Raw genomic sequence first — 21,065 nt, forward strand, 5'->3', positions numbered from 1 at the left:
AAGTTTATTCTTTTTCCCACCAACCTTTACTGTTTATATTGTCTCCGCCAATTCTTGACGATGCCTCTTGATAATTTGCATTGTTTGAAGCTTGTTCTGATTCTGGATATAAATACCGAACGGGATATTTTCCTTCATTAAAATTATCGGGTCCTGCTTTTAAATTAGGTATACCTGTTCTACGTACATTGAACCAAGCTTCGTGCCCAACAGAAATTAGACTAAACCATTTCTGAGCTAGTATCTTAGTAAGATCAGTTTCACTCCCATCTAACGCTATTTCAGGTCTTGTAAAATAATCTGCAGGTACAACAGTGTTGTAATAATCAAAACTTGCCGTTATAGCGTTTTCATAATAGGTATTAACATCTCCAGAGATAAAACCTCTAGCAACAGCTTCTGCCAAGGCAAATTGTGTTTCTGAGTATTGCATGTATTGTGCATCTACACCATCTGGCGCATCGCGGAAAATACTTCCAAATAAAGAAATGTTATTTAAATCTACGCCACTACTTGCAATGGTGTTTGTGGACTGCCCATTTACTAAGCCATTATATTCTGGTGTTGTATTGCTGCTAGTAGCAGGAGAAGCACTGTAAAGTACCATCATGCGTGGATCATTCCAGGATTTCAGAATAGAGTCTACTGTTGCGGTCATGCGGTGTTCATTATACGTACCCGATGAGGCGTTGAATAAAGGAAACTGATTGGGGGCAGAACTTAAATAAGGTATTACGGCATTATCTGCATTTGATTGCATTAGGTTTCCAGAATCTGCCAAGGCTTGGAGTGTACTAAAATCGGTACTCCTTTTGCTAATACGCAATAGGTAACGCACTTGTAAAGAGTTAGCAAATTTTACCCACTTGGTTAAATCGCCATTGAATAAGACATCACCTTCAATAGTGGCGTTGCTATTTTCTAAGGTAGCAACCGATTTCTGTAGCACGGCAATAATCCCAGTTTGTGGATCTGTATAAATACTCTCTTGTGTATCGTACTTTGGTAAAAATGCACCATCTAAAGCACCTAAAGCTTCTGTATAAGGTACGTCATTCCATAAATCTGTGAGTTGTGAGAATAAATAACTCTGCATAATATCACCTACCGCATTGTAGGCTTCATTAGAGGCTGTAGAGGCTTTTATAGATTGAATATCTGAAAGTAATCTGAAAATGGAATTCCAGTATTCGCTATTAGAGCCCATTTCATAACGATCAATACGTTCAAATTCTATACTTGCCGAGAATTGGGCTAAATAATTAGACTGTCTAAACCCTTGTTCGTAGGCATTTAAATCTGATGAAACAGATAGTACATTCGTTAATAAAAATTGCGGACTTACCGTTTCTGGATTATTATTGTTTTCATTTATTTCATTAAAATCATCCGTACACGCCGTAATAACGGTGCCAGATACCAATAGTGCTAGAAGTAGCTTTATATAATTTTTCATTTTTCTTAAAATTCAGTTTTTAGACTAATACCAAAGCTTCTTGTAGACGGATATGAAAAATCTTCTACCCCGTAGGTAATACTTTGTTCTTGTAGTGCATTTAATTCAGGATCAAAATGAGGGTTTTCAGTAAATAACAATAAATTGCTTCCTACTAATCCTAGCTTTATGTTATTAAAACCAATAGCGCTAACCAATTGATCAGGAAAATTGTAGTAGATGCTTACCTGTCTTAATTTTACATATGAAGCATCATACAAAGCACTGGCTTCATTACCACGATCAAAGAAAGTGTTGTTGTAATCTTGAGCGGAAACTACCGTAGTATTTGCTACATATTGTGGCGTATCTGCAGTACCTACGTTAACCACACCAGCACCAACAATACCGGTTTCCCGGCCTTCAAGTGTTTCTCTTAAAACACCAGAAGTGCTACCTAAGGCTTTTGTTCTAGAAACTATGGTACCGCCTTGCCTCCAATCAAACAAAAAGGTGAAATCTAAATTTTTAAAAGAGAATTTATTGTTGAATCCAATTTGAAAATCGGCATTGTAATTTCCTAATAGTCGAAGGTTGGGATCCTGAATAGGGAACCCGTTCGAATCGTGAACCACTTGGCCATCAACCTCTACAAAACCTGTTCCGTACATATCACCAACGCGGCCATTTTCACGAGCAATATAAAATACGGTGTTAGAACCACCACCTCCAGAGAAGATGTTTGCTGTTCCAGTCACAAATTGGTCTACGCCTTCAGGAAGTTCTGTGACTATACTTTTAGAAGTAGAGAAATTGGCAGAACTCTGCCATTGAAAATCGGCATTCTTTATAATAGTTCCGCTTACTAAGGCTTCAAAACCCCTAGTGCGGACTTTGCCGCCATTTACATTAAAATTTCCAAAACCACTGGCTTGTGATATGGGTCTAGATATAATTTGATCTACACTCGTATTCTGGTATCCCGCAAGATCTATTTGTAGCCTTCCATCTAAAAACCAAGCTTCTAAACCTGTTTCAAACGCATTTAATCTTTCCGGTTTTAGGTTGGCGTTTTTCAGTACATTTTCATTGGTTACTCTAAAATCTGCACCATAATTTTGATTTAGTAGAAAGTTCTGTTTGTTTTGGTAGGGGTCTGTATCATTACCAACACTAGCTGCACTAAATCTTAAGTTTAAGAAACTGATTGCCTCTGGCATGGTAAGCATATTACTAACGACATAACTGAACCCTGCAGAGTAATAACCAAAAGAGTTGCTATTTTCTGGTAATGTGCTACTCCAATCATTACGATAGGTAAAATCAATATACAAGGAATTTTTGTAGGATAGGTTTCCTGTTCCATAGACACTATTTATCCTTTTGGTAAATAAGTTGCTCTCTGCAACTAAAGCAGATTTAGAATTAGCTAAGGTATAGATATCTGGAATGGCTAATTGTGATGCTTCTGTAAAACTGTATTTAATGTCTTGATCAAAACGGTTGGCACCGGCAGCAACGGTATACTTCCAATCATCATTGATGATGTCTTTATACGATAGTAAGATGTCCGTATTCAATTCTCTAAAATAAACATTGTCTTCTCTAAATGAACCATCAGGGTTTGCATTGGTACTTACGGCACGCCTAAACTCTCTTTTGTCATTATAGGTGTCTATACCTGCACGTACCGTGACATCAAGCTTATTCGTTATGTTATAAATGGCGGAAGCGTTTCCTAAAAAACGGTTTTTATTAAAGCTATTGGTATTTTCAAAAACGGTTAAATACGGATTAGTCAACCAATTGTAATTAATATCAAAATGCTGAACATTGGTTTGGCCGGCTTGCCAATAGTCTTTTAAGGACGCTACATTTGCTTGCCTGCCGGTCCAATTAAAACCATATAGCGGATTTTCATATCCATAACCTAAGTTTGGGCGATTACCACTTCTGGTATTTATGTAGTTTACAAAAGCATTAACATTAAGTTTATCACTTAAAATTTGATGTACGCTGAGTGAAATACCATCTCTATCTAAATCTGTGTTTGGAATAATCCCTTCATTTCTAAGATTACTGTAAGATAAACGGCTACTGCCATTTTCCCCAGAAGAATTTACTGCGATGTTATTTTGTTTGGTTATTCCGGTTTCAAAAAAGTTACGCACGTTATCAGGATTAGACACCCATGGTGTGGCCGTGATAGGTGTGTAGGAGCCATCTGCAAAAGTTCTTGCAAGTACATCACCGGCACGCACTGGATTGCCGTTAATATCTGTAGAGGGACTATCAAATTGATTGATTAATAGCCCTTCATTTAATTTTGGACCATAACTACTCAAGCCACCATCATTAACACCAGCTCCGGCGCCATTCTGAAAAGAATACGCACCATTGGAACCACCACCATATACATTTTGATAATCTGGCAAGGTTAATAAGGTTTCAACGGTTAATGAACTACTCGTTGTAACACCAAAGCCTTTTTTGTTTTTTCCCCTTTTAGTGGTAATAACTACAACTCCGTTTGCAGCTCTAGCTCCGTACAAGGCGGCAGATCCAGCTCCTTTTAATATAGAGATAGACGCAATATCATCAGGACTAATTTCAGAGCCTCCATTGCCAAAATCTACTTCCTGCAAGGCCCCATTATTTACTAGGTTACTCGTAATTTGCTCATTACTGATAGGAACACCATCTACCACAAATAGAGGTTGGTTGCTACCGCTTAAAGAGTTTTCTCCACGAATTACTATTCTGGAAGAAGATCCTACCCCCGATGAGCCATTGGTTATTTGTACCCCGGCAACTTGACCCGCAAGACTATTTACCACGTTGGTTAAGGTAACATCTGTTAATTTTTCTGGAGCAACAGTTGTTACTGCTGAGACTAAAGATTGTTTTTCTCTTTCTATACCTAAAGCAGTTACTACAATTTCATTTAATTGTTCGGTATCTGTTTCTAATAGTATTTTTTGAGGAAAATTACCACTAGTAATGTTAATGGTTTGACTTTTGTATCCTATGGATGAAATGTGGATAACAAAAGTATCTGTAGTAGTTTCTAAACGGAAGGTTCCGTCATCTGAAGTAGTAGTGTAATTATTTGTTGCTACCTGATGAACCGTAACAAAAGGTACGGGTAGATTATCAGTATCAACCACAATAGATTGATACGTATTTGTTTGTGCAAATACGCTTATGGCAAATAACTGAAATACAGCTATAAGTGCTATTTTCATAATAGTTTTATATAAGTTGGATGAGATAGTTACATAAGGCCGCCAATCTAGCATGATGCTAGACAGATTTTTTATGTTGATTTTTATGAATCTGAAAAACTATAGGGAAGGAGGTCCTCTTAATAAAAAATTATGAAGTAATATATTTGTTCTTAAGGCTTTGGTATTGTTATCGTATTTCGTTTTAACCGTAGCTAAATGAAACAATATGTAGGTACTTATACTAGAATTAAGATGAGTATATGCAAATTCTAGTGCATTTTTTTTTGAATCAATATCTTCCAAGGTCTCTAAAACCGAAAAAGAAACATTGTTTTGAATCGCGAAATCCTTTATTTCATTAGAAACCTTGCTTGTGAGCCAAGAGAATTTTTTAAAGGCTGCTTTATCAAAAGTATTTTTAGAATAGCCTAAAAGATATACACCACCATCTTTAGAGGGGCCAAAAACAAGTTGCTGCTGCGAAAGCCTTTTTATGGCATTTGTAATATGCTGCGTAGTAAGATTAGGAGTATCGTTACCTATAGAAATAACGTTTTCATATCCTTGATCAAATAAGGACTGATAGGCATTAGCATACCGTTCATTAAAAGAATCTCCTTGTTGCTGTGTTTCATCTATCCAAAGAACATCAACGCCACTATTTTGAGCTACCTGGCGCGTTTTTTTATTTAAAAGCTTAAAAAATTCCTTAGAAGTGTTCTTTTTATGAGCACCAAACAACGGTTTTCTCTCTGCTTCAATGGTAGCAGAAAGAGAAAAAACGAATAAGACTGTTTTGTTGTTATTTGGTGTCATTCTTCGGGTTGGTCGATGAAATACTTAGAAACTTAATTTATGATGGTTTTTTTATTGTAAATGTACCTAACTTTTAAAACTATACATCGGTGTAATTACGATAAAACCGACTAATGGGTTTGGTAAATTTACAAAATTGTTCATTTATCGACAGGTTTTGGTGTTATACCGTAATTTTCTATCCACTTATCTCTCATATTTATAATTATTAAAGCTACTTAATATCTTTGTATTAGACCCTACAGTCTGTTTACCCAAAAACCCAAATCTTATGGAAAAGAGTTTAAAACGCATGGCTACCATGCACAAAATGCAAGTTACAGGGCTTGAGTTGTTTTATAGAAAAGGATATTACAACACAAGTGTCGATGAAATATTAAAAGAACTTAGCCTTTCTAAGGGTGCATTCTATTATCACTTTAAATCAAAAGAAGATTTTTTTATCAGCATCTTGCAGCAATTGGTTGTTAGGAAAATCTACAGTATGTTGATTGAGCCTATAGAGGGTCATGACAACCCATTAGATTTAATTTCTTCTTGTTTGGATGAATCCTTACAAATGGCAGAACATAATGAGAATGATTATGGTTTTGTATTGAGTAATTTCATTACAGAATTCAATGGTAAGAATCCTGAAATTATGAAGTATTTAAATGATACTTTAAAAATTTGGGAAGTTAATCTAGTATCAGCCCTACAAAGAGGTAAGTTCAATGGTTTTGTAGATCGTCATGTAGATTGTGAAGGTGCAGCTAGCTATATTATCTCTTCTTATATAGGAATAAGAACCATGATGGTAGAAGGAAGTGCAACAGCATTAAGATACCGGTATATGCAACAAGTGAAATTTTTCTTTAGAGCGATGGCAAATAAGCAAACAGCTTAGTGTAAAATTTCTTCTATTTTATTTAATACCATTTCAGGAGTGATGGTTTCCATAACCTTATCATACCCGCTTGGTACTTTGTTACCGTAAATTGAAGTAGGTATTAATGGATATTTTTCTTTATCTGATAACAAGGCATTATTTTCGTTTTGTCTAAAAGGATAGAAACCTGCATAAGGATGCGTCACGCCCCATAAGGTTAGGGTTGGTATGCCGTACATTGCAGCTAAATGTGCATTACCGCTATCCATAGCTATCATAATATCTAACTGAGATATAACAGCAAGTTCTTGACTCAAATCGATCTTGCCAGCGATATTAACAGCATTATCGTAATTATGTTCCCACTTAGAAAGTACTTCTTTTTCTTTAGCGCCTCCGCCAAAAAGTAATATTTTATACCTATTGGTCTTATTCAATTCTGAAACAACTTTTTCCATAGAAGCAATAGGGTACATTTTACCTGTAAAAGCAGCAAATGGCGCTATTCCAATCCACGTTTTAGTTCCTATACCTACTACTTTTTGCGTATTTTCTTTAAGAGATTCTTTTTTTAGGAGTTTTGATTCTTCTAAATTTAAGGGATATCCTAGTTTCTCAAAAACGGTAGCATAGCGTTGATGCGTAGAGGGTAAGGGTGCGAATTTTTTATTTGTTTTGGCTACTAAGGCCTTCTTTTCTGCTCTGCCTTTATCAATTTGTATGAATGGGATTTTACTAGTCTTAAAATACTGCCTTAGAATATTGCTTCTTAAAACATTATGTAGATCTGCAATAGCATCTATTTCTAGTGTTTTTAATTCTTTGTGCAAACGGTACAAGCCAATCATTCCCTTATGTTTTCCTTTTACATCTGCTTCAATAACAGAAACATTGGATAGTTGAGAAAACATTGGTTTAAAAAAAGCTCTGGTAAGAATACTTATTTTTAGTTCCGGATACTGCTCTTGTACTGCTAGTAATACAGGTACCGTCATAGCAACATCTCCCATAGCAGATAATCGTATGACCAAAATATGTTTGGTAGGTGTCATAAGGGGTGCCTAATTTATTTCTTGCCGCGAAGAATAGGATTCATCTCATCATCATTATACATTTTCATCTGTTTATAGACTTTCATGTATTTTTCACCATTTTCAATATCAGTTAACAATTGATCAATAGCGGTAGACAAATCTTTTTGCTGTTCTAAAAGGATAGTTAGTTTATCTCCACATTTTTGTAAATATGCTGCAGAAGCACCAGCTCTATTGGCTTCTTCTTTCATATGATAAACTTTCAAAGCTAAAATTGACAGACGATCTATAGCCCAAGCCGGACTTTCGGTATTAATTGTAGCACCATCTTTTATAGAAACCGATTGGTATTTATTTAAAAAATAACTATCAATATATTCCACAAGATCTGTTCTATCTTGGTTGCTAGCATCAATTTTACGTTTTAAAATTAAGGCCGCATCTGGATCTATATTGGGATCGCGAATTATATCTTCATAATGCCATTGTACGGCATCAATCCAATTTTTTCGATAAAGAAGGTGGGCAATATCATCCTTTGGATACGGATTTTCAAAAGATTGATACACATCATCCTTTACATGATATTTGGCTATACTTTCCTCGAAGATTTTGAATGCAAATTCGCTAAACATAAATTACGCTTTCTTGCAAAGATACTATTTGACTTAAATAAACCGTATCAACAAGATGATAAAAGGTATAATTATACTCGCAATTAATGCAATCTCTTTAATATTGGGCTTTTTTATCGTTTCAATATAATTAGACATAAAAACCGTAGCTGGAAAGAAGGTCATTAATATAGGAGATATCTCATGATTAGAATTAAGCAGAGTAATGGTAATCCCTATTAAGAAAAATATATTGATAAGTCGCATGGTATTAATTCTCCCTTGACCAGAGCTGCTTAATTTAATAAACATTAATATAATTAAGAAAAGTATGGCAAAAATGTAGGTTAATAACCGTAAACTATGCCGCCATTCTAATAGGTATTCAGAAGTGGTGCTGACCGTAAATTTATAATGATTAAGAATATATTCGGGTTGGTCTATTAAGATAAAGACTGCCGATGCTATTAAAAACACGGTAGCTACACCAATGAAGGGTACGATCCAGTTTCTTATGTTTTTAGGGTTGTATAAGTAAATGGTGATATAGACGAGGATTAAGAATAAAATGGCCCAATCATAAAATAAACTGGCAATAGCTACCCACATGGAGGCATCAAATATTTTTATTTTTATAGCCTTAAGCGATTTTATACTTAATAGCCTCCTTAAGGCAATTAAAAGAAAAAACGAGCATATAATACTGTAGTTATCCAGTAATGTCTCTGGAAATATTAAAATTAATAAGGTAAAAAAAAGAATAGTGTAGGAGTGATCTGCCGTTATTTTATTGCGTTTTACGATAAAATTTATAATGAATATATCAAACAGTAAGACCCCTAAAGCTACTATTTGCAGTAGAATAGTGTTAGAATTATAAGGAATAGAATAAAGGATGAAAACAGTAAACCAGTAGAATACAAACAGAAAAGAAAGTATTAAGATGTAATTTATTGGTTTTGTTTTTCCAAAAATGCTTGAAATCATCTTGGGTTTTTATATTTTTGCATGGTAAATATAATTAAGATGGAATCATTTTTTAGAGCGATTGAAGATTTATTTGTAAATGTATTATTTATACCTCTTGATGCATTGCGTTTTATGCATAGCTGGTGGGGTGCTAGTACATTGAATTGGATTTTCATGGTTATTGGCGCTGTAGCCTTTGTATATTGGATGTTACAATTGAAAAAATATAACGATTCTGGTGAAGAACGTAAAGACGTTACAGGTCATTCTTACTTGTAAGAACTAAAAAAAGCCCTTTCAAAGGGCTTTTTTTATGTTTAAACTTTAGAAACTACAGATCAAAACCTAGATCTTTTCTATAGTTCATCTTTTCAAAGTTCAATTTTTCTATATTTTGATACGATAATTTTAAAGCTTCTTTAAAGTCCGATCCAAAAGCGGTAACCGCTAATACGCGGCCTCCAGAAGTTAGTACTTTTCCATCTACTAAAGTGGTGCCTGCATGAAAAACGGTAGCATCTTTAATCATTTCAAATCCAGTTATCTCCTTTCCTTTTTCGTAGGCTTCAGGGTATCCGCCTGAAACAGCCATTACAGTTGTGGCAGTACGCTCATCAACCTGTAAATCTATTTCGTTCAAAGTTTGATTAGCAACTGCCTGTAAAACTTCTACTAAATCATTTTTTAACCTTGGAATAACAACTTCGGTCTCCGGATCTCCTAAACGAACATTGTATTCAATAACCTTAGGATTATCATTAACTTTAATCAATCCAATAAAGATAAATCCTTTGTAAGGCAAATTATCCTTTTTAAGGCCTTCTACGGTAGGGATGACTACTTGCTCATGTATCTTGTCCATAAATACCTCACCAGCGAAAGGAACAGGCGAAATAGCACCCATACCGCCCGTATTGAGTCCAGTGTCTCCTTCTCCTATGCGTTTATAGTCTTTTGCAGTAGGTAATACTTTGTAATTTTCGCCATCAGTTAATACAAAAACACTTAATTCTATACCGTCTAAGAACTCTTCTATAACCACAGTGGTACTGGCAGTACCAAATTTAGCATCCACTAGCATAGATTTAAGTTCCTCTTTAGCGTCTTGTAAGTTGTTCAAAATTACAACACCTTTTCCGGCGGCTAGACCATCTGCTTTTAAAACATAAGGAGGATTTAAACTTTCTAAAAAAGTATAGCCTTTTTCAAGACTCTCAGCGGTAAAGCTCTCATATGCTGCAGTAGGAATGTTATGACGCATCATAAATTCTTTTGCAAAATCTTTACTTCCTTCTAAAGTTGCAGCAGCCTTTTGTGGGCCTATAACAGGAATATTTTTTAAATCATTATCATTTAAAAAGAAATCATGAACACCATTCACTAATGGATCTTCAGGACCTACAATAACCATTTCTATCTTTTTGGTAAGAACAGCCGTTTTGATAGCTTCAAAATCATTGACGCCAATGTTGAGGTTTGTAGCAATGGCTGCAGTACCTGCATTACCAGGTGCAACAAAAAGATTAGATAATTTTGGACTTTGTTTTAGTTTCCAAGCAAGGGTGTGTTCACGGCCACCTGCTCCAAGAATAAGAATGTTCATACTACTAGAAGGTTTGGGCAAAAATACCTATTGAAGACGAATAATACCAGTAATTTTATAGGATAAATATATTCCCTAAGCTTTACTAGAGAAATCTCTATGTTCTTTTTTCTGAAGTTCGTCAGGTGATAAAGATTTAAAATAATCAAAAACTATTTTAAGGCCTTCTGTTCTATGAACTTTAGGTTCCCAATCCAAGATTTCTTTGGCTTTAGTGATATCAGGTTGGCGTTGCAAAGGATCATCTTGTGGTAAAGGCTTAAAAATAATTTTTTGCTGAGTACCAGTAAGTTTAATAATTTCTTGTGCAAATTCTAAAATGGTGGTTTCATGTGGATTGCCAATATTCACAGGATCTGAACAATCACTCATTAGTAAACGATAAATACCTTCGACTTGATCATCTATATAGCAGAAAGAACGTGTCTGAGATCCATCTCCGAATACGGTGATATCTTCACCGCGGAGTGCTTGCCCCATAAAGGCAGGAACTACACGTCCGTCATTTAATCGCATTCTAGGGCCGTAAGTATTAAAAATACGAACAATACGCGTGTCTAAGCCATGGTATCTGTGGTAAGCCATAGTAAGCGACTCCATAAAGCGTTTTGCTTCGTCATACACGCCACGTGGACCTATAGAGCTTACATTACCATAGTACTCCTCGTTCTGAGGGTGTACTAGTGGGTCGCCATATATTTCAGAGGTAGATGCCACTAAGATTCTTGCATTTTTTTGTTTTGCTAAACCTAATAAATTTAATGTTCCTACAGAACTTACTTTAAGTGTCTGAATAGGAATCTTTAAATAATCTATTGGACTAGCGGGCGATGCGAAATGTAATATAAAATCTAATTCACCGCTAACATGTACAAAATTGCACACATCATGATGATGAAATTCAAATTGTTTTAGATGGAAAAGGTGTTCTATGTTTTTTAAATCACCAGTAATTAGATTATCCATGCCAATGACATAATAACCGTCTTTTATAAAGCGATCACATAAATGAGATCCTAAAAACCCTGCTGCTCCTGTAATTAGTACTCTTTTCATGGGTTTTTTTTCTTCTTTTTTGGGCTCTCCATTTTAGTCTTAATGTTGTTAACTTTTTGCTTAATCTTTATCTTTTGCTTTAAAGTGGAAAAGTTGTAGTTATACCTGAAAAATACATAGCCTAAAATTACTACTACGCTAACTAACATAATCACCATGCCTATATTTTTAGCAGTACTCCCTAAAACAATAAAAAGCATTACAAAAATTAAATTGAAACAACCAATTAGAAAACTGGCTTGCTTATGACTTAAGCCCCAATAATCAATTAATACATGGTGCGTATGATTTCTGTCTGGAGAAAAGGGCCCTCTTTTATTCGCTAGACGTATTGCAAATACTCTAGCCGTATCAAAAAGGGGTACTATTAATATAGAAATCGCAATTAGTGGAGCGTTTTCTAAGAGAAATGGTAACTCGGTATAATCCTGAGGAGTAAGAGAAAGAAATTTTAAGGTTAAAACACTTATGATAAAACCAACGATAAGAGAGCCTGTATCCCCCATGAAAATTTTCCTGTCTCCGGATATATTATACCCAAAAAAGGCCATTAAGCTCGCATTCAGGGTTAATGCTATTAGGGCGTAGTAGTGCTCTCCAGATAAATAGAAAATGGTAGTATATATCACTAGAATAACAATTCCTACAATTGAAGCCAAACCATCAATACCATCAATAAGATTGTAGGAATTAATAATGGTAATCATCATAAAGCCTCCAATAGCTAAATAAAGAAAATAAGGGATTTCATTTATATTTAAAAAACCATTTAAGGAGTGTATGACAAAACCTTCGTTAGCTAATACAAAAGAGACGGCAAGCCCTTGAGCTATTAATTTCGAAAGAGGTCCTAAAACAACTAAATCATCTTTTAATCCAACAATAAAGAGAATCGTAAGACCGGGGATTATGAACATACCTTCGTCATAATCATTCCAATTTTTTATGAAAAATAAAGCAAAAATTAGGGTGTAGAAAAATGCAACACCACCTAGGGTTGGAGTTCGGCCTTTATGAGAACTCCTATGATTAGGGTGATCCATTAACCTTTTGTATTCAACAACTTTGATAATCTTTGGTATCGTCAAATAAGTCAAAAGGAAGGCTCCTATAAATAATATTATGGCTGATTCTAGAAAATGCAAAATTTAAATATTTGTGCTAATGTACTCTAATTCTGTAGAACTTTCTTTGATGTTAATTTAAAATAGAAATAATGAATTAAAAAATTGATCATCATAAAAACTGATTTCAAGAAAGACATTTTTAATTCTTTATGGTAAACATTAAAATTGTGCTTAAGAAGTTTAAATTTATTATTACTCAATGATGAATTGCCAATTCTATAATTTGCTAACGGTTCATTAATTGCATGTGCGTAATCGCATTTTTGAAGTAGTCTAAGCCATAAAACCCAATCTTGTCTTTTTCTTATGTCTGGCATTAAATTTAAGCCTAATAATTCTTTGTCGTAAATTGCCGTCAAACATCCAATATAGTCATTATTGAGCATTTTATTATAGTCAATTTTTTTTGGTGATTGTATAATATATTTGGGATTAGGATTGTTTTTTTCTACAATAAAGTAATCTGTATATGTAAAAGCGTATTTATTATCTAACATGTAGGTAATTTGTTTTGACAACTTATTTTCATCCCAATAATCATCTGAATCTAAAAAAGCTATAAAACGACCAGTGGCATTTTTCATTGCAGTATTTCTTGCAACACCTGCACCGCTATTAGAGTCAAGCTTTATATATTTTATTCTGAAATCACGTCTAGAATATTGCTCAATTATCTCAGCGCTTTGATCTGTAGAACAATCATCAACAAGTATATGTTCCCAATTAACATATTTTTGAGACATTACAGATTCTAAGCATTGTCTTAAATGTTCTTCGGAATTATAGACAGGTGTAATTATTGAAACAATAGGGCTCATTTATATATCGTTTAGTATTGAGCCATTTAAAACCCAAAGATTATTTTTAGAACCTTTACTTAAATTTGTTTTAATCATTTCGTAATTATTTAAACACTTAATTATTCCTTTACTTAAATCATCAATGTCATTTTGTCTTGCTAGATAACCATTGAGCCCACTAATAATAATATCTGATAACCCCCCTATATCATACGCCACTACAGGGGTTCCTAGCCCTAATGAAGTAAAGAGAACTCCACTTTGTTCAATTTTTTTATAGGGCATTATGCTAAATGTTGCGGATTGATATGCTTGTACAAGTTCAGTGGTGGTAATAAATTTATTTTCAATTAGTACATTTTCTTCTAAATCTAATTCAGTGATTAATTCGTGTATTTCATTTAGATATTCATTATCATTATTGCAGAGTCCTTTGATGGAAAGTATTACATTATAATTATCTTTTTTTAAAATTGAAACAACCTTTATAGCATCTGTAATTCCTTTATATTTTGAAATATACCCGATCATTAACAATTTAATCTGTGAAAATTCTTTTTTATCTTCACTAAATTCATTATAAAAATAACCATGATTTATATTCACATATTTTTTTTTTGTGTTGACAATATCTTGAATTTGTTTTTTACTTTTTTGAGTATGAATCAAAAAATTGTCAATAATTTGGTATAATCTATTATATCTCTTTACCAATTTTTTATTTATACAATTGTGAGGGTAAATATTGTGAACTGTATAGTAAATTTTTGGATTTAAAAACTTTAAGATTCTAATTAAATATAATTCTAATCCAGTTTTGTTTAACATTTGAAACCATTGGATATTTATGATATCATATTTTTTACAGATTTTCAATAAATAAATCCAATTGATTAGATAATTTATAGACTTGCCAAAAATTTGAGTTCCTATATATGGTGTAAGTGTGCTAGAAAAATTTAAGTGTTCACTGTTTTTATAGCCTAATATTTTTACGTCCCAATTTGATTTAGATAATCCTTGGGAGAAGTAATGAGTATAAATAGGAGCTGTTCCATTGAAATCAACTATCAAAATTTTTTTCATATTTAATAAAAGGGAGGTTTCCAATTGCAAGTGTAATTTAAATTCGAATTTCTTTTACCTATAATTTTAGCTGGAACACCTCCAACAATAGTATTATCTGGAACGTTTTTAGTTACAACAGCTCCGGTTGCAACTATAGCACCCCTTCCTAAAATTATTCCGGGTAAAATGATGGCTCTTGTGCCTATCCAAACAAAATCTTTTATTTCTACTGGCAGGGTAATATATTTAAATGTTTCACTATTATGGTCATGTGTTGCAGTTATGATTTGCACGTCTGGAGAAATAGAGACGTTATTTCCAATTGTCAACTTATCTCTGCCGTCCAAATAACAATTTCTATTAATAGTTGTGTTGTTTCCAATTATTATATCATTTCTATTTAAAAAAACGCCAAGATGAATACTGCTTCCCTTGCCAATTTTTATTTTATATATATAGCGATAATAAAAATTTCTTATTGAATAAGATGGAATCTTATTTATAATATGATTAGGAACATATTTTATGAAGAAGTAAAATGGAAATTTTAGAAACTTTTTAAGCATTTTTAATATTTATTCTTCGCTAAGAAAGAAATTATTACAATTTTTATCATACAAATATAAAAAATGTACAAATACGGAGTAAAGAGTTACACCATAAGCTCTTAATAAATAGTCTTCAAACAAACATAAACAAATAAAAATTGATAGTATTATAATTGAAATTATACTCTTTTGTATTATTGCGATTTTGAGGTTGAAAAATAAGGAATAAATAAACAGAATTGAACATAGGACTCCAGCACTCAAAGCTAATCGCAAATAAAAATTGTGTGCACTTACTATTTTTGATTTAATTTCATAATAATCTAAGCATTTATCAAGCTCCGCCTGAACATCCCCTATTCCATACCCTAGCAAAAATTCGTTATATATTAAATCTTTCGAACAGACAAACAAGTTTGCTCTGATATTTGTAGAATTTTCTAGATTTTTTTCCACTCTATTATTGGTAGTAAGGTATTCAGTAAAATCTGAAATTCTATTGTTCAAAGTTTTAAATGATAATGAAGCAAGTATTATTAGCAATGTTAGTGAACTTATTAAACTAATTCTATGAATTTTGGATATCCTTTTATCTAAAAAAAAAAGAGTTATTAAAGTCATAAGCGCAAGAAAAACTATTGTTTTTGATGCTAAAAGTAAAATGGTTAAACTGAAAATTGTGATGGGTAAAATTGCGATTAAACTTTTTTTTAGAGCAAATCTAACGATGATTAAATAATTTAGTATTAATAATATGGCGATTAGAAAGAACACCGAGGTATAAATGGGGTGAATTTCAAATATTAATTTATTTGCTTTAATTACATGATAAACTAATGATCCTGAAAGTATATAACTGATATTATAATTTAACATTAAATAAACGCAAATGTATATTGCAAGCACCAAAGAGGAGACCACAAAAGAAATTCCTAAAAGAAATATCCTTTTTTTAGAGATTGAATGTCCAAAAACACTGAGAAAGGGAAAAATTAATAGTAAAATTGAATGTTGAATTATTCTAAAGGACGTAGTAATGTTTTCAGAGTAAAAAATTGAGAAACAAAATAAAATATAAAAACTAATTTGAGAAAAAAGATATTTGATATCTTTTTTTGAAACATTAACCTCTGGAGATTTCAAATATAATATTATAACCCCTATACTATAAGCAATTAAGCAAACAGATATTATCCCATGTGGTAAAATAGGTAGAATACATAAGATTAATTGTAAAATCAGAACAATTATAATTATATTTTTTTTCACAATTTAATTTCATTTTTGAAAATTGACAATAATTTTTTATCGTTGTGTAGGTCTAGAAATTTTTTATTATTAGCTTTATTTGTCCCGACATTACGATAATTTTTTAAACAATTTTCAGAATATTTATTTTTCATTACAGTAGAGAACATTCCATTTGAATTAATAAAAAATATTTTTTTGTTAAGATACATGCACTCGTAAAAAACACCACTTACTCTGTAATTATAATTAATGTCTAAAACGACAAATAATGAATTTGATATCATTTCTTCATAATTCTCATAATATGTTTTTATAGTTAAAAATTTATTGTCAATAAATTTTTTCTTACTTTTTACAAATATTTTAATAGACTGTTTTGCAAAATATTCTGAAAATTCACGAAACTCTTCGGTTGTAGTATCAACATTAACGGCAAAGACGTAAGATGAATTTTCTTCAGAGTTCTTACTAATATCAATTTTTTTAAAATTTATAGTATGCGGTATTACCTTTATTCTAGACTGCTGACATTGCTTTTGTAAATAATCAGAAATATATTTTTCAAAAACACAGAATTTTATTTTCTTCTTTATTTTTTTAAAGAAAAAGAGACTAATTCCTTTTTTATCAAGATTGTTATGAATAAAAGCGAATGATTTGATATTCCAACCAATACTGAATGATATATTTTCAAAACTAGTAACTAAAATAATTGAATTTGTCTCAATGTTTTTAGTCGCCATTTTAATAATTTTTAACTGCCGCAATACATAAGAATATTTGTTGGTTTTTAGAAACAGCTTATCGCTTATCCCTATGAAATTATTTGCTTTTAGTTTCTTGCAGTAAGAATTAGAGCTAATAATTCGAACATCGTAGTCTTCTTGAAGAATTTCAATTAACCTTTTAACAAATAGAATATGTCCTTTTTCGGCCAATAAATCAACTATAGTTATTTTTTGTTTCACGAGATTAATTGTTTATTTCTAAATCTTAAAGCTAAGATAATTCCTACTAGTATGCCAACAAAAATAAAATTTTTCAGACCAAATGAAAATGTTGTTACTATGTAGAATGGAGCTCCTATGGCTAACCAAGAAAATTCTTTATTTTTAATTAGAGTTAATCCAGTTGTAAAAATTGAGACAAATAGGATCATTCCAAAAATCCCCATTTTTATTGGTATATATGGAATACCGCCATGCCCTTTTTTAAATTTTAAACTATCTACCTCTTCTTTGGAATAATCATCATCATTTAATGGTGTTTTAAACTTTTTAAAGTACTGAGTTCTGTTGTCGTCTATATAACTTCCGAAACCTTTGCCAACTAATACCACAATTATGTTTTCTTCTTTTAAATTATTAAATGATATCATGAATTCTAATACTCTTACTCTTGGTGATTTTGGAACCATAGTCACATCTCCTTCGATGATCTTAGCAATGGCTTCTTGAGCTTGAAATACTTTAAATTTTGTGAGTGGACTACTGTAGTTGTAGACTAAAATAGATAATAAACTTATTAGAAGAATGAATATAAATTTTCTTGCAATATTAAAATTACTTAAAAAGAAAAGTGTTAGTGCAGAGATAACTAGTAAAATTATATTTAAACTGCTGGTGTATGTAAATTGAGACTTGAGTATAAAGACTAATATATGAAATGGGATAAGAATTTTTTTATTCTTAAACTTCATAAACATTATTGGTATTATAGATACATAATAAAATTTCTCAAATTCATCAAAGTATAAATTTTCCTCGTTCGCGGAAATTATTGAAAAAAATGTAAATAAAGGGTAGAAATATAGAACATAATTAGCTAATATGTTTATTATCTTTTGAAATTTTTCGTAGGAGAGGTTAAAGATGTTAATTATAAATATTGATAAACAAGTAAACGAAAATAATTCATTTAAATACCAGTTTACGGAATATTTATAATAAAATCCAAATATTAAATTTAATAAATACATAAAAATAAAAGGTGTACTTATTAAAATAGTTTTGATGTTAAATTTAAAATATATTAAAGTTGTAAAAAAGTAAGTAACTATTAATATATAAATGATATTAATTCCGAAAATGTCACTTGTATAAATGTTGTTGAACATTGAGTGATAACTTCCGAAAATCAATAATAGATATAGTGAGAAATAGCTTCTTTTTAGTATGGCAAATAAGCAATATATAGACGTGCAAAATATTATTACATAACTTGCTAGTCCAAAACCGAATAACAAGCAAATTAAATGTAGAAAAAAAAACCCCCATTCTAAATAACTAGGTTTCTTCAGCATATATGAACTTTTTTAGATATGAGATATTCTGCTTTGCTGTTTTTGTTTTTTTTTCAATTTCTTCTAGGTTACTTATTTCAGTAACATAAGAAAAAGCTTTTTCAATTTCTTTTTGATTCATTTCTTTATCATAAGGTATATATGATTTTGAATCGATTTCCTCAAAAAATCTATCAATCTTTGGACTGTAACTTAAACCGACACAATTTAAATGACAAAACTTAGATATGACTAAACTATGTAATCTTTCTGAAAAATTATATTTGGCATTCTGGATATAATTTATTTTTGAATTAAGTTTATTGTCTAAAATATATTCTGATTTTATTGAATAATTATTACTAAAGTAAATAGAATTTCTCTCATTTATAGCGCTATCTTTTACGGAATCTATCGGTAGAAATAGAACTTGCAAGTTTTCTTTTATTGCAATTTCACTAACAAAGTTTAATATGTTTGTATGCCGCTTTTCGATTTCTGAACTGGAATAAAAATTACGCAAATCTCTAAAACTTATGAGAATATATGGTTTTTCAATTCTTTTATTTGAGATTTTGAATAAATAAGAAAGATCACTTGTTAGAAATATGTTTTTTTGAATATACTTTCTTTTCGCAAATTTATAAGAGGTGTTATCTCTAATTGTAGCAAATAACATTGTTTTGAAAAGTATTTTCGTTTTAATTTTTGAACGAACTTTATTTAAATTTCCAATCCCGATGCCCAAGTATGCAAATGGTTTGTTTAATAATATATTAAATATAAAATATTTGAAATTTCCAATACCATCCTCATCAGAAAAACAGGTCCCTCCACCCCAAATAGTAATGTCAGAGTTTCTAATGGATTTTATATAGATTTTGAAATTTTGAAATTTATTTTTTGATTTAAATTCAATATGATTTACATATTCGTATTTGCTAAGTATTGAACTTAGGTTTTCTGAATTCTTACAAATAATTTCAACCTTAATGTTTGGTATTTGATTAGCAATCTCCTTTAAGATACAATCTAACATAATGTCATCTCCTAAGTTATCATATCCATAGTATCCAACTAGAGTAATTTTTTTTTTTTGCATTTTCAAAAATTTTATCCTAAATAATCCATTTTGACAATCCATTTTTAATGCAATAATAAATTCTAAAAATGACTACAAAAGCTAATGATATTGTTAAATTGTAAATTAAGTAAGGTACGGTAAATTCATTGCATAAATATAATATTAATATACCAGAAAAATATACAATAGAACCGAATACAAAGCTTGTGCCTAGTTTGTTTCCTAGGTTATTAACGACCATTATGGAGGTGCTTATTATAGGGCCAACCGCTCTAAATATTAAGGTGAAGCTTATTAGATATAAGATTTCAATTGATGGTAACATATCTATACCTCCTATTATTGTTATAAGATCTTCTGATATTATATTTGTTATTATAATTATAAAAACAGAAGAAATTAAAGCTATTTTCAGTGCTGTTCTAGTTAATTTTTGATTTTTTGTTTTTGCTACATTAGGAAAAATGGCATTCGAGAAATTCTGAAAGAATATAGATAACAGATTAACTAATTTTTCTGCTAAATCATAATAAGCTAATTCTTTTTTGCCTATCAAAGCTCCTATAAATAACGCGTTGCTCTTAAGTGTTAATCCTCCTAAGGAATGTGATACAAATAAAGGGAAGCTATCTATCAGAACTTTTTTGATATCTTCATATTTTGGGATGTGTATTTTATTTTTGTCAATTTTGAATATTTTAAACAAAGCAAATATCCCACATACTATAGATCCAATTGCGTAGCTAAGTAAAATATATAGGTTATCCGTGCCATCATTTACAAGTATGAAAATAAAAATTAAAGCAGTTAATTTAGATATGAAAGAGCATATTGCGATATACTTCATATTTTCCTTACCTTGGAAGTACCATACTGGAATCATAATTTCATTTAGGCATAAATAACTAGCTAAAAAGAAAAACATTATTTTCATTTGAGAAATACAACCAATTAAAATTAGTATTAGTAATGTTATACAGTAGAAAATAATTTGACAAGTGAAAATGTTACTTATAATTTTTGAGATATCTTCTGATGTATCTCCTTTTGATATTTCATTTGTACCATAAATATTAAAGCCAAAATTTACGACCAAAGATAGGTATATGGCAATACTTTGAACATATAAAATTTCTCCATAATTTTCAGCACCAATTATTCTTATTATATAAGGATATAGAATTAGGGGAAAAATTAGATTAAAAATTTGTATAAATGATAAGTATCCAAAATTTTTGAATATATTAAAATTCTGATTTAGAATATTTTTCTTTTTCATTTATT

At 31.2% G+C, this 21,065-nt stretch carries 19 protein-coding genes; 2 read left to right on the plus strand and 17 right to left on the minus strand.

What is annotated here, in order from left to right; translation table 11 throughout:
• Positions 1-4 precede the first annotated feature (4 nt).
• From M666_RS05475 to M666_RS05485, 3 genes are all read right to left on the minus strand, one after another.
• Positions 5-1,456, minus strand: a complete 1,452-nt coding sequence (locus M666_RS05475) for a SusD/RagB family nutrient-binding outer membrane lipoprotein (RefSeq protein WP_029447431.1) — start codon at positions 1,454-1,456, stop codon at positions 5-7.
• A gap of 5 nt (positions 1,457-1,461) precedes the next feature.
• Positions 1,462-4,680 (minus strand): SusC/RagA family TonB-linked outer membrane protein, encoded by a 3,219-nt coding sequence (locus M666_RS05480; RefSeq protein ID WP_029447430.1) that lies wholly within the window; start codon positions 4,678-4,680, stop codon positions 1,462-1,464.
• A gap of 99 nt (positions 4,681-4,779) precedes the next feature.
• On the minus strand, positions 4,780-5,478 hold the full coding sequence (locus tag M666_RS05485) for a TIGR04282 family arsenosugar biosynthesis glycosyltransferase (protein ID WP_029447429.1): 699 nt from the start codon (positions 5,476-5,478) through the stop codon (positions 4,780-4,782).
• A 271-nt stretch (positions 5,479-5,749) separates the two neighbouring features.
• Between M666_RS05485 and M666_RS05490 the strand changes: the two genes are divergently transcribed.
• Positions 5,750-6,364 (plus strand): TetR/AcrR family transcriptional regulator, encoded by a 615-nt coding sequence (locus M666_RS05490; protein ID WP_029447428.1) that lies wholly within the window; start codon positions 5,750-5,752, stop codon positions 6,362-6,364.
• On the opposite strand, the gene M666_RS05495 is transcribed toward M666_RS05490, so the two are convergent.
• From M666_RS05495 to M666_RS05505, 3 genes are read right to left on the minus strand one after another with little or no spacing between them, the layout of a single operon-like run.
• Complete coding sequence (locus tag M666_RS05495) at positions 6,361-7,398, minus strand: glycosyltransferase family 9 protein (protein ID WP_029447427.1); 1,038 nt, start codon at positions 7,396-7,398, stop codon at positions 6,361-6,363. The genes M666_RS05490 and M666_RS05495 overlap by 4 nt on opposite strands.
• Before the next feature lie 14 nt (positions 7,399-7,412).
• Positions 7,413-8,015, minus strand: a complete 603-nt coding sequence (locus M666_RS05500) for a DUF4254 domain-containing protein (protein ID WP_029447426.1) — start codon at positions 8,013-8,015, stop codon at positions 7,413-7,415.
• Between the two features lie 33 nt (positions 8,016-8,048).
• Positions 8,049-8,981 (minus strand): DUF6427 family protein, encoded by a 933-nt coding sequence (locus M666_RS05505; protein ID WP_034657385.1) that lies wholly within the window; start codon positions 8,979-8,981, stop codon positions 8,049-8,051.
• Positions 8,982-9,020: 39 nt separating this feature from the next.
• On the opposite strand from M666_RS05505, the gene M666_RS05510 reads away from it, so the two are divergent.
• A complete protein-coding gene (locus tag M666_RS05510) occupies positions 9,021-9,242 on the plus strand; it encodes a DUF6341 family protein (protein ID WP_024482268.1) in 222 nt (73 codons plus the stop codon).
• Positions 9,243-9,294: 52 nt separating this feature from the next.
• Here M666_RS05510 and purD read toward each other — a convergent pair whose 3' ends face one another.
• From purD to M666_RS05565, 11 genes are all read right to left on the minus strand, one after another.
• Positions 9,295-10,566, minus strand: a complete 1,272-nt coding sequence (gene purD, locus M666_RS05515; protein WP_029447425.1) for a phosphoribosylamine--glycine ligase — start codon at positions 10,564-10,566, stop codon at positions 9,295-9,297.
• Between the two features lie 75 nt (positions 10,567-10,641).
• The gene (locus tag M666_RS05520) at positions 10,642-11,622 is read right to left on the minus strand and encodes a UDP-glucuronic acid decarboxylase family protein (protein WP_029447424.1); all 981 of its coding nucleotides are present in this window, start codon (positions 11,620-11,622) and stop codon (positions 10,642-10,644) included.
• The gene (locus M666_RS05525; protein WP_226989954.1) at positions 11,619-12,665 is read right to left on the minus strand and encodes an MraY family glycosyltransferase; all 1,047 of its coding nucleotides are present in this window, start codon (positions 12,663-12,665) and stop codon (positions 11,619-11,621) included. Before M666_RS05525 ends, M666_RS05520 begins: the two co-directional genes overlap by 4 nt.
• A 128-nt stretch (positions 12,666-12,793) precedes the next feature.
• A complete protein-coding gene (locus M666_RS05530; RefSeq protein ID WP_029447422.1) occupies positions 12,794-13,567 on the minus strand; it encodes a glycosyltransferase family 2 protein in 774 nt (257 codons plus the stop codon).
• Positions 13,568-14,635 carry a glycosyltransferase family 4 protein gene (locus M666_RS05535; RefSeq protein ID WP_029447421.1) on the minus strand — a complete coding sequence of 356 codons (1,068 nt, stop codon included), beginning with the start codon at positions 14,633-14,635 and terminating at the stop codon, positions 13,568-13,570. It lies immediately after the preceding gene.
• Positions 14,636-14,637: 2 nt separating this feature from the next.
• Positions 14,638-15,183 (minus strand): acyltransferase, encoded by a 546-nt coding sequence (locus M666_RS05540; protein WP_034660477.1) that lies wholly within the window; start codon positions 15,181-15,183, stop codon positions 14,638-14,640.
• Between the two features lie 9 nt (positions 15,184-15,192).
• On the minus strand, positions 15,193-16,434 hold the full coding sequence (locus M666_RS05545; protein ID WP_151198035.1) for an O-antigen ligase family protein: 1,242 nt from the start codon (positions 16,432-16,434) through the stop codon (positions 15,193-15,195).
• Positions 16,431-17,384: a hypothetical protein gene (locus M666_RS05550; RefSeq protein WP_029447418.1), complete on the minus strand. Its 954-nt coding sequence runs from the start codon at positions 17,382-17,384 to the stop codon at positions 16,431-16,433. Before M666_RS05550 ends, M666_RS05545 begins: the two co-directional genes overlap by 4 nt.
• A complete protein-coding gene (locus tag M666_RS20345; RefSeq protein WP_151198036.1) occupies positions 17,381-18,115 on the minus strand; it encodes a hypothetical protein in 735 nt (244 codons plus the stop codon). Before M666_RS20345 ends, M666_RS05550 begins: the two co-directional genes overlap by 4 nt.
• Positions 18,116-18,701: 586 nt before the next feature.
• Positions 18,702-19,799 (minus strand): polysaccharide pyruvyl transferase family protein, encoded by a 1,098-nt coding sequence (locus M666_RS05560; RefSeq protein ID WP_158400216.1) that lies wholly within the window; start codon positions 19,797-19,799, stop codon positions 18,702-18,704.
• A gap of 16 nt (positions 19,800-19,815) precedes the next feature.
• On the minus strand, positions 19,816-21,060 hold the full coding sequence (locus tag M666_RS05565) for an oligosaccharide flippase family protein (RefSeq protein ID WP_029447415.1): 1,245 nt from the start codon (positions 21,058-21,060) through the stop codon (positions 19,816-19,818).
• Positions 21,061-21,065: the final 5 nt, after the last annotated feature.

The sequence above is a fragment of the Cellulophaga baltica 18 genome (assembly GCF_000468615.2).
Classification (GTDB): domain Bacteria; phylum Bacteroidota; class Bacteroidia; order Flavobacteriales; family Flavobacteriaceae; genus Cellulophaga; species Cellulophaga baltica.